10 protein-coding genes and 1 pseudogene are annotated in these 15,288 nt (G+C 72.9%); 4 read left to right on the top strand and 7 right to left on the bottom strand.

All coding sequences use genetic code 11. The features are described from left to right. Nucleotides 1-38: 38 nt before the first annotated feature. Together ABZ562_RS01115 and ABZ562_RS01120 are read left to right on the top strand one after the other, a co-directional pair. A complete protein-coding gene (locus ABZ562_RS01115) occupies nt 39-1,268 on the top strand; it encodes a sensor histidine kinase (protein ID WP_361472138.1) in 1,230 nt (409 codons plus the stop codon). Continuing rightward, a complete protein-coding gene (locus tag ABZ562_RS01120) occupies nt 1,265-1,945 on the top strand; it encodes a response regulator transcription factor (RefSeq protein ID WP_361472141.1) in 681 nt (226 codons plus the stop codon). The genes ABZ562_RS01115 and ABZ562_RS01120 overlap by 4 nt, the downstream gene beginning before the upstream one ends. Here the strand turns inward: ABZ562_RS01120 and ABZ562_RS01125 are convergent. After that, nucleotides 1,903-2,344 (bottom strand): annotated as a pseudogene (locus tag ABZ562_RS01125) (hypothetical protein); the annotation flags it as partial. The gene ABZ562_RS01120 and the pseudogene ABZ562_RS01125 sit on opposite strands and share 43 nt — an antisense overlap. A 307-nt stretch (nt 2,345-2,651) precedes the next feature. Then, nucleotides 2,652-3,098: an SPW repeat protein gene (locus ABZ562_RS01130; RefSeq protein ID WP_361472143.1), complete on the bottom strand. Its 447-nt coding sequence runs from the start codon at nt 3,096-3,098 to the stop codon at nt 2,652-2,654. Nucleotides 3,099-3,263: 165 nt separating this feature from the next. Here ABZ562_RS01130 and ABZ562_RS01135 point away from each other — a divergent pair, with 165 nt between their 5' ends. Next, the gene (locus tag ABZ562_RS01135; protein ID WP_361472146.1) at nt 3,264-3,848 is read left to right on the top strand and encodes an HPP family protein; all 585 of its coding nucleotides are present in this window, start codon (nt 3,264-3,266) and stop codon (nt 3,846-3,848) included. Further along, nucleotides 3,841-5,607 (top strand): glycoside hydrolase family 15 protein, encoded by a 1,767-nt coding sequence (locus ABZ562_RS01140; protein WP_361472149.1) that lies wholly within the window; start codon nt 3,841-3,843, stop codon nt 5,605-5,607. The genes ABZ562_RS01135 and ABZ562_RS01140 overlap by 8 nt, the downstream gene beginning before the upstream one ends. On the opposite strand, the gene ABZ562_RS01145 is transcribed toward ABZ562_RS01140, so the two are convergent. The 5 genes from ABZ562_RS01145 to ABZ562_RS01165 all read right to left on the bottom strand — a co-directional run bounded on the left by ABZ562_RS01145 (nt 5,589) and on the right by ABZ562_RS01165 (nt 15,284). Further along, nucleotides 5,589-7,415 carry a thiamine pyrophosphate-requiring protein gene (locus ABZ562_RS01145; RefSeq protein ID WP_361472152.1) on the bottom strand — a complete coding sequence of 609 codons (1,827 nt, stop codon included), beginning with the start codon at nt 7,413-7,415 and terminating at the stop codon, nt 5,589-5,591. The two genes, ABZ562_RS01140 and ABZ562_RS01145, sit on opposite strands and share 19 nt — an antisense overlap. 313 nt (nt 7,416-7,728) lie before the next feature. Further along, a complete protein-coding gene (locus ABZ562_RS01150) occupies nt 7,729-8,613 on the bottom strand; it encodes an SDR family oxidoreductase (RefSeq protein ID WP_361472155.1) in 885 nt (294 codons plus the stop codon). A 123-nt stretch (nt 8,614-8,736) separates the two neighbouring features. Next, nucleotides 8,737-9,750, bottom strand: coding sequence for a TauD/TfdA family dioxygenase (locus ABZ562_RS01155; protein WP_361472158.1), 1,014 nt, complete (start codon nt 9,748-9,750; stop codon nt 8,737-8,739). 45 nt (nt 9,751-9,795) lie between these two features. Beyond that, nucleotides 9,796-10,641: a dimethylargininase gene (gene ddaH, locus ABZ562_RS01160; protein WP_361472161.1), complete on the bottom strand. Its 846-nt coding sequence runs from the start codon at nt 10,639-10,641 to the stop codon at nt 9,796-9,798. 44 nt (nt 10,642-10,685) lie between these two features. Beyond that, nucleotides 10,686-15,284 (bottom strand): amino acid adenylation domain-containing protein, encoded by a 4,599-nt coding sequence (locus ABZ562_RS01165; RefSeq protein ID WP_361472163.1) that lies wholly within the window; start codon nt 15,282-15,284, stop codon nt 10,686-10,688. Nucleotides 15,285-15,288: the final 4 nt, after the last annotated feature.

The raw sequence follows: 15,288 nt of genomic DNA on the forward strand, positions 1-15,288 counted from the left end.
TGTGAGCATGTTCGTCCCTGGATTTCTCTCGGAGCGTGATGAGCACGAGCTTGCGGCGCCGGGCGGCGGCCCGTCCGAAGGCCGTCGAGGCCGCGTCACTCGGCCTGCTGTTCGCCGTCACCGTCGGCGGTGTCGTCCTCGCCCGGGCGGTGACGCCCGAGCCGCCGCCCGTCTGGCCCGGCGTCGCGCTCGCCGCCGTCGCCTGCGCCGCGCAGCACTGGCAACGGGGCAGGCCCCTGCACGTCCTGGCCGCGACCGCGCTGTGCACCACGGCCCAGGGCGCGCTGGGCTATTTCATGACGCCCCTGCTGATGGCCCCGCTCCTGACCGCGCAGTACTTCACCGCCGTACGCACCCCGCGCCGCACCACCTGGAACAGCGCGCTGGCGGCCACCACATGTGTGGCCCTCACCGGCGTGTTCCTCCCCTCCTTCCTCCACTCGCTGATCATCGCGGTGGTCAATCCCGCGGCGTGGATCCTGCTGTTCGCGGCCTTCGGCAGCTACATCCGGGTACGCCGCGAGTACGCCGTGGCCCGCGCCGAGCACGCCGACCGCCGACGGGAGGAAGAAGCACGGCACCGGGTGATCCAGGAACGCATGCGCATCGCCCGCGAACTGCACGACGTGGTCGCCCACCACATGACCCTGGCCGACGCCCAGGCCGGTGCCGCGAAGCACCTCGCGCGGACCCACCCCGACAAGGCCTTCGAGATCATCGACAAGCTGCCCGACACCACGGCCGCGGCACTGCGCGAACTCAAGGCCACCGTGGGACTGCTGCGGCAGGACACCGACCCGGCGGACGACCTGGCCCCCGCGCCGGGCCTGCGCCAACTGCCCGACCTGGTGGACTCCTGCTCGGCGGCGGGCCTGGAGGTCACCGTCACCGTCGAGGGGCGGCAGCACCCGCTGCCCCCGGTACTCGACCTGACGGCCTACCGGATCGTCCAGGAAGCGCTCACCAACGTCACCAAGCACGCCGCCACCCGCACCGCACAGGTCCGGCTCGGGTACGCGCGCCACTACCTGACCCTGACCATCACCAACGACACCGCCACCGGCCACCCCGTGGCGGCACCCGGCTCCCACGGCGGCTTCGGCCTGCTCACCATGCGCGAGCGCGCCACGTCGGCGGGCGGCACCCTCCACGCCGGCCACCGACCGCAGGGCGGCTTCCAGGTCGCCTGCACCCTTCCACTCGACCGCCACATCGACAGCGACACCGACAGCCGCGTCACCAGCCCGGACGAAAGCCCCGCCACATGACCATCCGTGTCCTGCTCGCCGACGACCAGGCCTTGCTGCGTGCCACCTTCCGCATCCTCATCGACTCGGCCGAGGACATGACCGTGGTCGCGGAGGCGGCCGACGGACACGAAGCCGTGGGTCTCACCGCGACGCACCGGCCCGACGTGGTCATCATGGACATCCGCATGCCGAACGCCGACGGAGTGACGGCCACCGCCGCCATCTGCGCCCGGCCGGAACTGGCGGACACCCACATCCTCGTCCTCACCACCTTCGAGAACGACGAGAACGTCGCCAAGGCCCTGCGCGCGGGCGCGAGCGGCTTCCTCGGCAAGGGCGTCAGCCCCGACGTCCTCCTGTCGGGCATCCGCACGGTCGCGGCGGGCGAGGCCCTGCTGTCGCCCGCCGCCACCGCGGCCCTCATCACCCGCTTCCTGGCCACCCCGGACACCGACGGTTTCCTCGCCCTCCCCGACGCGGTGAAGGCCCTCACCGACCGCGAACGCGAAGTCACCGCCCTGGCCGCGCATGGCAAGTCCAACGCCGACATCGCCGCCCAGCTCGTGCTGAGCCCGCTGACCGTACGGAGCCACATCCACCGCGCCATGACCAAGCTGCACGCCCGCGACCGCGCGCAACTCGTCGTCATCGCCTACCAGAGCGGCCTGGTGAAACCACACCCCCATCGGACGTGAACGACCGATCGGCACCGCCGGGCGCCTGCGGTGTCCATCAGGGGGATCACTCCGCAGCACCGCGTCCAAAAGCTCCGGGGAGGCCGGTGCCAGATGCAGCTTCCAGGCGCTCGCGACCGCGCCGCGCAGCAAGGGCCGGGGCAGGCGGAAGACCCACGCGCCCAGGATCTCCGCGAGGGCCGCGGCGTCCACCGGCGGTTCGGCCGCGATGTTGAACGCGCCGCGTACGTCCCGGACGGCCGCGGCCCGGTAGGCCGTCGCGGCGTCCTCGGTGTGCAGCACCTGGAAACGCGGCCCGGGCACATCCGGGACGACGGGCACGAGCCCCGGCCGCACCAGGCTGCCCGGCACCAGCGGCCCGCCGAAGAGGCGGCGCTGCTGGGAGGCGGACCGCCGCTGGCCGTCGACCCCGCGGTCCTTCGGACTGCCTGTCCGTGTTGTTGTCAGGGGCGGTCATCGGCCCCCACCTCACGAAACCGGCTCGTCACCCATGTCCCGGCCACGCCGAGGCGCGTCTCGCGCGCCGTGCGGTCAGGGCGCACACGGCGGCCCCGGCGGCCGTGCCGGCGGCGGCCAGCAGTCCGTGGTGGGGCGCCCCGCCCGGCGAAGGCGTGCGCCGCCGCGCGGCCGACGCCGGCGCTGGCGCCGGTGACGACGACGGTTCGGTGCCCGTGGGGTCCCGGCCTCCCGTCCGGGTCGGTGCCGGTCACCGCTGCTGCGCTCGGGCGTCGCCCCTCATCCCGAAAGCCGAGGTGGCCAGCCCCAGGACGAAGATCACCGCGCCGGTGACCACATTGCTGATCATCGTGCCCGTGGTGGTGGCCGACGGCCCGTAGACCACCCAGGGCGTGATGATCGTCCAGACGCCGATCGCCGCCACGACCCAGCCCAGACCGTGGGTGCGCTCGTAGGCCGAGCCGAAGCCGAGCGCCAGGATCGCGACCGCCAGCCCGGTGATGAGGTTGTTGATGGTCAGCCCCGTCCCGGTGTCGAAGAAGCCCAGCACCCACGGGGAGACGGCCAGGTACAGTCCGGCCAGCAGGGTCAGCCCCTCGACCGCACGGGCCTGCGGAGTCGTCGCCGCCCGCTCGTAGCGGGCCCTGAGCTCCATCAGGTCGGGATGCTCTTCGATGCGGGAACCATGCGTGGTCATGATGACGAACCTCCTTCCGAGGCGTTCAGCGCCGGGTAGCCACCAGGGGCGGGACCAATCACCACGGCCGGGCCGGCTTCTCCGGGCGGGCGCCGCGGCGTCCACCGGTTGTCGCGGCGGGGCCGGGTACCCGGAGGCGGCAGGCGATGAGCAGGAGGTGCGCCGATGGCCCGCATGCCCCGTACCCTCACGGTTCCGGCCCGGATCGAGACGCGGTGGGCGGCGGGCAGACGCCTCTTCCTGACCTCCGCGGCCCTGCTGGCCGTCGTGGGCGCGATCGGTCGGGGCGTCGGCTGGGTGACGCTGACCGCCACGCTCGGCCCGACGGCGTACGTCCTGCTCGTCCACCCCGAGAGCGAGGCGGCCCGGCTGCGCAACTCCTCGCTGGGACACCTGGTGGCCATCGCCTGCGGCCTCGCGTGCCTGGCCGTCTTCGGGCTCTGGCGGCACCCGTCGGTGGTCGAACAGAAATACGACACCTGGGCGCAGATCGGCGCCCAGGCCCTCGCCGTCGGCCTGACCCTCCTCCTGCTCGAACTGATCGAGGCCCAGCACCCGCCCGCCGCCGCCACGGCCCTGCTGATCTCCTCCGGCATCGCCCGGCCGGGACCGCCCCTGTACGGCATGCTCATCGGGCTGGTCCTGCTGATCGCGGCCGCCGCCCTGCTCGCGTGGGCCGGTGGGCGGACGGCCACCGCCGCCGCACGGGAGGAAGCCGCGCACGGGAAGGCGAGGGAAGCGGATGAATGACACCCCCGCGTCGTCGCCGTGGACCCTCCAGGCGTACGCCTTCCTCGGCGACGGCGAACGCGGCGCCCTGGTGGGGCCGCGCGGCGAGATGGTGTGGCTGTGCGCACCCCGCTGGCACAGCGACGCGGTGTTCTCCACCCTGGTCGGCGGCCCGGGGGAGTTCCTTCTGGGCCCCGAGGACCACTGGAACGTCTGGGGCGGCTCCTACGACGACGGCACCCTCATCCACGTCGGCCGCTGGGTCACCGGCGACGCCGTGCTCGAATGCCGGGAGGCGCTGGCCGTGCCCGCCGCCCCGGACCGGCTGGTCCTGCTGCGCCGCGTCCGGGCGGTGCGCGGCGACGCCCGCATGCGGCTGAGGCTCGAGGTCCGGCCCGGCTTCGGCGCGCACACGATGACCGGCCTGCGGCAGGAGCGCGGAATCTGGTCGGCCCACGGCGGTGGACTGCGTCTGCGCCTCACCGGAGCGGCCGATGCCACCCCCGGACCGCGGGGGTCGCTGGAGGCACGCTTCACGGTGGCCTCCGGCCGGACGCGCGACCTCGTCCTGGAAATCGGCACCCGGGCGATGACGGAGGAGCCGGACCCGGAGCGGCTGTGGGAGGCCACCGCACGCCACTGGGCCCGCGCCGTACCGGACTGCTCCGCGCTGGCCGCCCCGCGCGACGCCCGCCACGCCTACGCCCTCCTCAACGGGCTGACCAGCGCCTCCGGCGCCATGGTGGCCGCCGCCACCACCTCGCTCCCGGAGCGGGCCAACACCGAGCGCAACTACGACTACCGGTACGCATGGATCCGGGACCAGTGCTACGCCGGGCTGGCCGTGGCGGCGCACGGCCCGCACCCGCTCCTGGACGCGGGCGTGGGCTTCGTGACCGAGCGGCTGCTGGCCGACGGCGGCGATCTGCGTCCCGCGTACACCGTCACCGGCGACGTGGTGGCCGGTGAACGCTCCCTGCCGCTGCCGGGCTACCCGGGCGGCACCGACCGGGTGGGCAACCGCGCCGGCCGGCAGTTCCAGCTGGACGCCTTCGGCGAGATGCTGCAGCTGTACGCCGCCGCGGCCCGGCTCGACCGGTTCGATACGGACGCCCGCCGCGCCCTGGACGTGGCCGTCGCCGCCGTCGAGCGCGACTGGATGCGTCCCGACGCGGGTCTGTGGGAGCTGGAGGAGCGCTGGTGGACCCACTCACGGCTGTGCGCGGTGGCCGGACTGCGCGCCGTGGCGCGCGACGTGCGCGGCCGGGCCGCGCGGGACTGGGACGGCCTGGCCGACGCGATCCTGCGCGAGACCCGCCGCCGCTGTCTGGGCCCCGCGGGCCACTGGGCCCGGGCCGAGGGCGACGACGGGCCGGAGGCCGCCCTGCTGCTGCCGCTGGCCCGCGGCTGCCTCCCCGCGGACGACCCCAGCGGGCCGCGCACCCGCCGGTTCATCGAGGAGCGGCTGGCCAGGGACGGCTATCTCTACCGTTTCCGCCACGACGACCAGCCCCTGGAGGAGGCCGAGGGAGCCTTCCTGCTGTGCGGCTTCATGATGGCGCTCGCCGCCCACCGCCAGTGCGACCCCGTCAGCGCCTTCCGCTGGTTCGAACGCACCCGGGCCGCCTGCGGCCCGCCGGGGCTGTTCGCCGAGGAGTACGACGTCCGTCAGCGCCAGCTCCGCGGCAACCTGCCCCAGGCGTTCGTCCACGCCCAACTGCTGGAGGCGGCGGTGCGTCTCGGCGCCGACGAGGACCCCGGTCAGTCCTTCCGCTCCTGACGGTGGCTCTTGCCCGGCAGGAACTCCTGGATCTTGGCCTTGACGCCCTGCCGGACCATGTCCGCGCGGTCGCTGTCGCCCTTGGCGATGGCCGAGGCCGCGGCCTCGATCTGGTCGAGGCTGGCGTGCGGGGGAATCGGGGGCACGGCGGGATCGGTGCGGAAGTCGATGACGAAGGGGCGGTCGGCGCCCAGCGCCTTGTGCCAGGCGGATTCCACCCCCTCCGGAGTCTCCACCCGCACCCCGTCCAGGCCGATGGAGCGGGCGAAGTCCGCGTACGGCACGTCGGGCAGCGCCTGGGAGGGCAGGAACTGCGGAGCGCCGGACATCGCGCGCATCTCCCAGGTGACCTGGTTGAGGTCCTGGTTGTTGAGCACGGCGACGATCAGCCGGGGGTCCTGCCACTCGGGCCAGTACTTGGCGGCGGTGATCAGCTCGGCCATGCCGTTCATCTGCATGGCGCCGTCGCCCACGATGGCCAGAGTCGGCCGGCCGGGGTGCGCGAACTTGGCGCCGATGACGTACGGGACGCCGGGGCCCATGGTGGCGAGCGTGCCGGACAGCGAGCCGCGCATGTCCCCACGGATGCGCAGGTGGCGTGCGTACCAGTTGGCGGCCGAGCCGGAGTCGGCGGCCAGGATCACATCGTGGGGGAGCAGGGCGTCGAGCGCGTGGACGACGTACTCGGGGTTGATGGGGTCGGCGTCCACGGCGGCGCGCCGTTCCATGACCTTCCACCAGCGGGCGGTGTTCTTCTCGATCTTCTTGCGCCACGAGCCGTGCTTCTTGCGCTTCAGCTTCGGGAGCAGGGCCTTGACCGTCTCCCGGGAGTCCCCGACGAGGTTGACCTCGAAGGGGTACCGCAGGCCGACCATGAAGGGGTCGATGTCGATCTGCACGGCGCGGGCCTGGTCGAGATCCGGCATGAACTGGGTGTAGGGGAAGCTGGAGCCGATGACGAGCAGGGTGTCGCACTCCTGCATCAGTTCATAGGAGGGCCGGGTGCCCAGCAGGCCGATGGCACCGGTGACATACGGCAGGTCGTCGGGGAGGGCGTCCTTGCCCAGGAGGGCCTTGGCCACCCCGGCGCCGAGCACATCGGCGAGCTCCTCGACTTCGGCGCGGGCGCCGCGGGCGCCCTGGCCGATGAGGATCGCCACCTTCTCCCCGGCGTTGAGCACCTCGGCGGCGCGGTCCAGGTCGGCGGCGGCCGGGATGGGCGCGTAGGAGGCCATGCCCAGGCTGGAGGGCACCATCTTGAACGCGTGGGTCGGCGGGGAGTAGTCGAGCTCCTGCACATCGGCCGGGATGACGACGGCGGTCACCGTGCGCTTGGCGCGGGCCGTGCGCATCGCGCGGTCCAGGACGTTGGGGAGCTGCTCGGGGACGGTGACCATCTCGCAGAATTCGGCGGCCACGTCCTTGTAGAGGTTCAGCAGGTCGACTTCCTGCTGGTAGGAGCCGCCCATGGCGCTGCGGTTGGTCTGGCCGACGATCGCCACCACCGGCACGTGGTCGAGCTTGGCGTCGTACAGGCCGTTGAGCAGGTGGATGGCGCCGGGGCCCGACGTCGCCGCGCACACCCCCACGCGTCCGGAGAACTTGGCGTAGCCGACGGCCTCGAAGGCGGCCATTTCCTCGTGCCGGGCCTGGACGAACTGGGGCTTGTTGCCGGCCCGCTCCCAGGCGGCTAGCAGGCCGTTGATGCCGTCACCCGCGTAGGCGAAGACATGTTCGACGTCCCACTCACGCAGGCGCTGGAGGATGTAGTCGGACACTTTGAGTGACACAAGTCTTCCTCTCGTCATGGCGCGCGGGGGAGCGCGGCGCCCCGGTACCAAGATCTACACACTGCGCATCGTCCCGGCATCCCGCACCACGCCGGGACGCCCGTTTGGCGGAAGGCGGGCCCCGGGACTAGGGCGTGTTTCGAAAGTAGCGCCGTCCGCCCGGAGGGCGGGCCCCGCGGCGTCTGGTGCGTGCGATCGCAAGGCGGAGGGTCGTCCTCGCGGGGGCACCTCCCGGACGGAGTCTGGGGGCGGGCCTACTCGGACGATCCCGACAACGCAGCGAGCGTGCGTGCCAGGCGTCGCGGGGCAGGCGGGACTTTCGAAACACCCCCTAGGGCAGCGGAGTGCCCCCGGTGGCATTGACGATCTCCGCCGTGATGTAGCCGGCCTGCTGCGACGCCAGGAACACATAGGCGGGGGCCATCTCGGCGGGCTGCGCCGGGCGGTTCAGGGGGCTCTGGGCGCCGAACTCCGAGGTGTCCGGCAGCGTGGCGGGGATCAGCGGGGTCCACACGGGGCCCGGGGCGACGGCGTTGACGCGGATACCGCGCTCGGCGAGGTTGCCGGCCAGCCCCTGGGTGAAGGTGACGATCGCGCCCTTGGTGGTGGCGTAGTCCAGCAGGTGGGAGCTGGGCTTGTACGCCTGGACCGAGGTGGTGTTGATGATGCTGCCGCCTTCCGGGATGTGCGGAAGGGCCATCTTGCACAGCCAGAACATGGCGTAGAGGTTGGTGCGCATCACCCGGTCGAACTGTTCGGTGGGGATCTCCTCCAGCCCCTTGGGCCGGGCCATCTGGTACGCGGCGTTGTTGACCAGGACGTCGATCCCGCCGAAGGCCTCGACCGCCCGGTCCACCAGCCCTTGACACGCGCTTTCCTCGCGGATGTCACAGGAGACCGGCACCGCCCGGCGCCCGGCGGACTCCACGAGACGCACGGTCTCCTCGGCGTCCTTCTCCTCCTCGGGCAGATGGCTGAAGAGCACATCCGCGCCCTCCCGGGCGAACGCGAGGGCGACCGCGCGCCCGATCCCCGAGTCACCCCCGGTGATCACCGTGCGCCGGTTCTCCAGCAGCCCGTGGCCCTCGTAGCTGTCCTCCCCGTGGTCGGGCCTGGGCTCCATCGGTTCGGTCTCACCGGGGTGCGCCTGGTCCTGCTGGGGGAACTCCGGCTGTGGATGCTGCTCCACCGGATGACGCTGTTCGTGCTGGTTCACGGGGCACCTCCCGGGCCGCGGGGTCGGACGGAATCGTCCGACCCCAGGTGCCCTACGGGATGCCGGGGCAAACGCCACCACGGGCCCCTGTCCGGCGGCCGCCGACGGGCCGCCGGGAACGGCTCAGAGGTCTTCGTTCACATACAGGTCGGACATGGCCACGAGGATGCGGCGGTCGCCGCCGAACGGCTCGCGGGCGTGGGTGGCCAGGAAGTTGTCGACCACGAGGACGTCCCCGCGCTGCCACGGCAGCGACACCGCGGCCTCCTGGTAGAGGTTGCCGATCAGCTCCACCGCTTCGTCCTCGATGGGGCTGCCGTCCCCGTAGAACGCGTTGCGGGGCACGCCCTCCGGGCCGTATTCGTCCAGCAGATAGTCCGCCACCTCGTCGGGGAGGGTGGAGATGTGCCACAGGTGGGCGTGGTTGAACCACACGGTCTCGCCCGTGTGCGGATGCCGGGCCACGGCCTGGCGCACCGAGCGGGTGCGCAGCCCGTCCTCGCCGACCCAGGTGAACTCGGTGTGCGAGGCACGGCAGTACGCCTCCACCTCCGCCCGGTCCGTGGTCTGGAAGACGTCCTGCCAGGGGATGTCCAGTCCGGGGTTGTAGTTGCGCACGTACGCGACGCCGTGGCGCTGGAAGCGCTCGCGGATCTCGGCGGGGATCTTCGGGAAGACCGCTCGCTCGCTGGCCACCGGGGTGGCGCCGCCGTGCGCGGAGGGGCGGTCGCCGTAGAAGTACAGCGTGCTGGGCCAGTTGTGGGAGTAGGACATCTCGTGGTGAAAGGCGATCCACCGGTCGGCGGCCAGTTCGGTGGAGGTGAAGACCTTGTCGACGATCTCGGTGCGCGGCGCGGCCCGTTCCAGATAGTCCAGCAGATGGGGCGAGTACGCGCGGGCCGCGCTCCCGAACGCCTCGGGGCTGTCGACCGCGAAGCCGCGGAAGAGCAGGGCGCCGTGGCGCCGGAGCGCGTCGGTGAGGGCCGCGTGATGGGCGCCGATCCACTGGTCCAGACGCAGCCCCGGGTCGGTGGACTCGATGCGCAGCAGGAAGGGCTCGGGGCTCACGGGGGCTGTTACCACCCGGTCGTCGGCGAGGGCCGTCACCGCGTCGGGTGCGGCGTTGAGCTGGGTCATGAAGGGTCTCCGGTCGGGCGGGAAGTGAAGGAGAGGAGGGGAGGGTCAGGCGGTGGGCTCGCGGACCTCGAGGGTGCAGCACTTGACGCTGCCGCCCCCCTTGAGGAGTTCGCTCAAGTCCATGCCGATCGGCTCGAAGCCGCGCTCACGCAACTGGCGCGCCAAGCCGGTGGCCGCCTCGGGCAGCACCACGTGGCGCCCGTCGCTGACCGCGTTGAGCCCGAACACCGCCGCGTCCTCCGGGGAGGCGAGCACCGCGCCGGGGAACAGTTGCTCCAGCACGGCGCGGCTACCGGGCGAGAAAGCCTCCGGGTTGTACATCACCTCGTCGTCGGAGAGCACCGCCAGGGCGGTGTCCAGGTGGTAGTAGCGCTCGTCGATCAGCTCCAGGCTGACGACGGGGCGGCCGAAGAACTCCTCGGCCTCGGCGTGCGACTGGGGCGTGCTGCGGAAGCCGGTCCCGGCCAGCACCCGGCTCCCCGTGACCAGGAAGTCGCCTTCGCCCTCGTTGACGTGCGCGGGGTCGAGCAGTTCCGCGAAGCCGTTGTCCCGGAACCACGCGAGGTAGGCCGGTCCCTCGGCGGCCCGTTCGGTGTTGCGGAAGCGGGCGCCCAGGACCTTGCCGTCGATCACCGTGGCGCCGTTGGCCGCGTAGACCATGTCGGGGTAGCCCGGGAGCGGGTCGATCAGCTCCACCCGGTGGCCCAGCTCCAGATAGAGCGTCCGCAGCTTCTCCCACTGGGCGATGGCGAGGTCGGTGTCCACGGGCTTGGCCGGGTCCATCCACGGGTTGATGCGGTAGGTGACATCGAAGTGCGTGGGCCGGCACATCAGGTAGCGGCGCCGACGGGCCTCGCGGGCGGGGGCGGCGGGCTGGGCTCGGTGCGTCATGTCTCTCCTGAAACGGTGTCGAAGGCGGGGCGGAAGGGCGGCGCTCAGGTGGTCTCGCGCACCAGCTCACGCAAGCCGTCCAGCATCCCGGTCAGCAGGGCGGTGATGGATTCCTCGGGGTACTGGCCGGGGGAGTAGGCGCAGCCGAACTCCAGCCGCCCGTTCTCCACGGAGCCCACGACGTCCAGCGGGTACACCCGTCGCTCCGCGGGCTCGTGTTCCCGTCCGCCGTGCGGCAGGTAGCCCGTCACCAGCTCGTTGCCGGTGAAGCCGGACCCCCACTGCCCCAGGTAGTTGAAGCCGACCAGCGGCCGCACCGGCTCCATCGGCGCGCCGCCGGGCCGGTCGGCGCCGAGATGACGCAGGGCGCCGTAGCCGATGCCGTTGCGGGGTACGGCGCGCAGCTGCCGCTTGACCGTGCGGACCGCCGAGGGCATCGGCGCGTCGCCCGGGACGGCCAGCGCCACCGGGTGGGCGGCGGTGAACCACCCGACCGTACGGGACAGGTCGACGCCCTCGAAGAGGTCCTCCCGGCCGTGGCCCTCCAGGTCGATCAGGGTGCGCTCCTGGCCGGTCCACGCGGTCAGCGCGCGGCCGAGCGCGGCCAGCAGCACATCGTTGATACGGGCGCGGTACACACCCGGAACGCGGCGCAGCAAGGCGTCGGTGTCCTCGGTGCTCAACTGCCCCCGCACCGTGCGCACGTTCCCCGCCGGGCCCGGCTCGGGAACCGGGGCGGTGTGCGCGGTGGCGGCCCGCCAGTGGTCGGCCTCGCCGTCGAAGCCGCCCGTCGCGGTGAACTCGTTCAGCCGCCGCGCCCACTGCGCGAAGGAGGTGCTGCGCGGGCCGAGGTCGGCCGGCTTCCCGGCCGCCAGCTGCCCGTAGGCGATCCGCAGGTCGTCGAGCAGGACGCGCCAGGAGACACCGTCCACGGCGAGGTGATGCGCCGTGAGGAACAGCTGCGGCGGACGGCCCTTGCCCGGGTCGATCAGCAGGGCGCGCAGCAGCGGCCCGTCGGTGATGTCCAGGCTCGTCTGGCAGGCCAGCACCGCCTCGTCGACGCGGTCCCGCGCCTGCCCGTCCGGGAGGTCGAACAGGTCGAGCCGGGCGAAGTGCCAGCGGCCCTCCGCGGACGCGGTGACCTCCTGCGCCCATCCGCCGTCGCCACGGGTGAAGCGCAGCCGCAGCGCGTCGTGGTGGCCGACGATGGCCTCCAGGGCGGCGCGCAGGGCGGTGGCGTCGGTGTCCGGCGAAAGCGCGAGCATGACGGACTGGTTGAAGTGGTGTGGATTGACGGTGTGGGTGCCGAAGAACCAGTGCTGCACCGGGGTCAGCGGCACCGGCCCCGTCTCCTGCCGCTCGTCCTCGCCCGCCCCGGCGCCGTCCAGGGGGCGCACCACCGCAGCGAGCTGGGCCACCGTCTTGTGCTGGAACAGTTCCTTGACGGTCAGGTCCATTCCGGCGCGCCGGGCGCGGGAGACCACCTGGGTGGACAGGATGGAGTCGCCGCCGAGGTCGAAGAAGCCGTCGTACATGCCGACGCGCTCCACGCCCAGGACCGTGCGGAAGATCCCGGCCAGGGACTTCTCCGTCTCGGTGCGCGGCGCCACATGCTCCTGGCGCGCGGTCACCGGCACCGTGGCGAGGGCGGACCGGTCCACCTTGCCGTGTGTGGTCAGCGGCAGCCGGTCCAGTACGGCGAAGGCGGAGGGGACCATGAAACCCGGCAGCACGGCGGCAAGTTCGTCGCGCAGGCGGCCGGGTTCGGCCTCGGTGCCCGCGGCGGGCACCACATAGCCGACCAGCTGCTTGCGCCGCCCGTGGTCCAGCGCCAGGACACATGCCTGGTCCACACCGGGCACCCGCGCCAGCGCGGTCTCGATCTCGCCCAGCTCGATCCTGAATCCCCGGATCTTGACCTGGTCGTCGGTGCGCCCCCGGAAGTCGATGTCCCCGCCGGGGAGCCAGGCGCCCACGTCGCCGGTGCGGTACAGCCTGGCCGCGGGATCGTCGGTGAAGGGGTGGGGTACGAAGCGCTGATCGGTCAGGTCGGGGCGGCCGAGGTAGCCCTGGGCCACGCCGCGTCCGCCGATGTACAGCTCACCGGTCACGCCGACGGGCGCCGGCCGCAGCGCCTCGTCCAGGACGTACACCTCCACGCCCGCGATCGGCTTGCCGATGGGCAGCCGGACCGCGTCCGCGGGGATCTCGCCTTCGAAGAAGGTGGCGCCGATGGTCGCTTCGGTGGGCCCGTAGCCGTTGACGAAGCGGTGCCGGGCCGACCAGGCGCGGGCCAGTTCGACCGGGCAGCGGTCGCCGACCGCCAGCACGGTCGAGCCGGCGGCGAGGTCGGCCGGTTCCAGCGCCGCGAGGGCCGCGGGCGGCAGGCTCATCAGCACCGGGCCGCCCTTGGCCAGGCCCGCGACCAGCCCGGGGCCGATGGCGTCGGCACCGCTCTCGGGCAGGCACAGGGTGGCGCCGGAGGTGAGGGCGACGAAGGTCTCCCATACGGCGCCGTCGAAGCTGAGCGAGGACAGCTGGAGGACCCGGCTGCCCACGCCGAGCCGGAACCGGCGGGCGCACGCGGTGACCATGTTGACCAGTCCGCGATGTCCGAGCAGCACGCCCTTGGGGACGCCGGTGGACCCGGAGGTGTAGATGACGTACGCCAGCGCCTCCGGCGTCACCCGTGGCGCACCGGTGGCGTCCCCGGTCCCGCTGCCGGGCCACGGCTCGTCCACGGCGACCGTACGGCTCGCCGCGTCCGCGAACTCGCCCAGCAGGGAGCGCTGGGTCAGCACCACCGGCGCCTCGGTCTCCTCGAGCATCAGCGCACGCCGGGCGGGCGGGGAGGTCACGTTCAGCGGGAGGAACGCGGCGCCCGCCTTGAGCGCGGCGAGGGTGGCCACCACCAGGTCCGGGCCACGGTCGAGACAGACACCCACCACGGAACCGGGGGTGACCCCCAGGCCCGTCAGCCGCTCCGCCAACTCGCCCGCCCTGGCGTCGAGTTCGCCGTACGTCAGCGCCTGGCCGCCGCACTCCACGGCGACCGCGCCGGGGTGCTCGGCCGCGCGCCGGGCGACCAGTTCGTGCACGCACACGTCGTCGATGTCGGGCGCGGGGGTGCGCGACCACTCGGTGGTCAGCCGCCGGTGCTCGTCATCGGTCAGCAGCGCCAGCTCCGCGACGGGCCGGTCGGGGGTGGCCGCGATCGAGCCGAGCAGGGTCACGAGGTGTCCGCACAGCCGCCGCACCGTGGCCGCTTCGAACAGGTCGCCGCTGTACTCCACGTCCACGCCCAGCGATCCGTCGGCCCGCTCCTCGAAGCCGAGGACGAGGTCGAAGCCCGTGCTGGCCTGGGGGAGCCGGTGCTGTTCGACGTTCAGCCCGCTCAGCTCCAGCCGCGCCTCCGGGGCGTTCTGCAGGACGACCAGGACCTGCGCCAAGGGCATCCGCCCGGCGTCCCGCTGGGGCTGCACCGCGTCCACGACCTGCTCGAAGGGCACGTCCTCGTGCTCGAAGGCGTCGAGGACGGACTCGCTGCCCCGCGTCAGCAGCTCGGCGAACGTAAGGCCGGGCTCGACCTGGGCGCGCAGCACCAGGGTGTTCAGGAAGAAGCCGACCACCTCCTCCAGGCCGGGGTGCTTGCGCCCGGCCACCGGCGTGGCGACGGCGACGTCGGACTGCCCGGTCCAGCGGGCCAGCAGCGCCTGGACCGCCGTGGTCAGCGTCATGAACAGGGTGGCCCCGCACCGCTGTGACACCGCGCGCAGCGCGTCCGCCACGCCGGCCGCCACGTCGAAGGACTCCACGTCGCCCGCCGAGGTGCGCACCGGCGGCCGGGGGCGGTCGGTCGGCAGCTCCAGCGGCGTCAGGCCGGCCAGCCGCTCCTTCCAGTACTCCAGCGACCGGGCCAGCGCGTCCCGCGACAGCTGCGCGCGCTGCCACACCGCGAAGTCGGCGTACTGCAGCGGCACCGGCGCCAGGGCGGCCTCGCGGCCCTCCCGCTCCGCCCGGTACAGCTCACCGAACTCGCGGGTGAAGACGCTCATCGACCAGCCGTCGTGATTGATGTGGTGCAGCGTCAGGACGAGGATGTGCTCGCGCTCCGCCAGGCGCACCAGCAGCACCCGCAGCAGCGGGCCGGTGCGCAGGTCGAACGGCCGGGCCACGTCCCGCGCCACCGCACGGTCCAGCTCCGCGGACCGCTCGGGGGCCTCGAAGCCGCTCAGGTCGACGCGTTCGAAGGGGACGTCGCACGTGTCGTGCGGAATCTGCACCGGCGTTCCGTCGACCGTGTCGAAGGTGGTGCGCAGGGACTCGTGCCGCCGCATCACGCCGGTGATGGCGCGCCGCAGGGCCCCGGCGTCCAGCTCACCGGTCAGCCGCAGTCCGAAGCAGGAGTTGTAGCCGACCGCCTCGGGCTCCAACTCGTGCAGGAACCACAGGCGTTGCTGGGAGAAGGACATCGGCAGCGGCCCGGTGCGGGGCACGGTGGCGATGGCCGGTTCGGTGGCCGTCTCGTCCTCGGCGGGGCCGCCGTCCCCGCCCGGAGCGGACGCTCCGGCCATGCGGCGCAGCAGTTGCTCGCGCAGGTGCGCCGGCAGTGCGGCGATCCTGTCCTCGAGTGATGGGGACATGTCC

This window comes from Streptomyces sp. NPDC019937 (genome assembly GCF_040631655.1).
In the GTDB taxonomy this organism is placed as follows: domain Bacteria; phylum Actinomycetota; class Actinomycetes; order Streptomycetales; family Streptomycetaceae; genus Streptomyces.

Bases quoted from the DNA above. Each gene is read 5' to 3' on its own strand.
- ABZ562_RS01115 (WP_361472138.1), top strand. From the start codon at position 39: ATGAGCACGAGCTTGCGGCGCCGGGCGGCGGCCCGTCCGAAGGCCGTC.
- ABZ562_RS01120 (WP_361472141.1), top strand. From the start codon at position 1,265: ATGACCATCCGTGTCCTGCTCGCCGACGACCAGGCCTTGCTGCGTGCC.
- ABZ562_RS01130 (WP_361472143.1), bottom strand. From the start codon at position 3,098: ATGACCACGCATGGTTCCCGCATCGAAGAGCATCCCGACCTGATGGAG.
- ABZ562_RS01135 (WP_361472146.1), top strand. From the start codon at position 3,264: ATGGCCCGCATGCCCCGTACCCTCACGGTTCCGGCCCGGATCGAGACG.
- ABZ562_RS01140 (WP_361472149.1), top strand. From the start codon at position 3,841: ATGAATGACACCCCCGCGTCGTCGCCGTGGACCCTCCAGGCGTACGCC.
- ABZ562_RS01145 (WP_361472152.1), bottom strand. From the start codon at position 7,415: ATGACGAGAGGAAGACTTGTGTCACTCAAAGTGTCCGACTACATCCTC.
- ABZ562_RS01155 (WP_361472158.1), bottom strand. From the start codon at position 9,750: ATGACCCAGCTCAACGCCGCACCCGACGCGGTGACGGCCCTCGCCGAC.
- ddaH (WP_361472161.1), bottom strand. From the start codon at position 10,641: ATGACGCACCGAGCCCAGCCCGCCGCCCCCGCCCGCGAGGCCCGTCGG.
- ABZ562_RS01165 (WP_361472163.1), bottom strand. From the start codon at position 15,284: ATGTCCCCATCACTCGAGGACAGGATCGCCGCACTGCCGGCGCACCTG.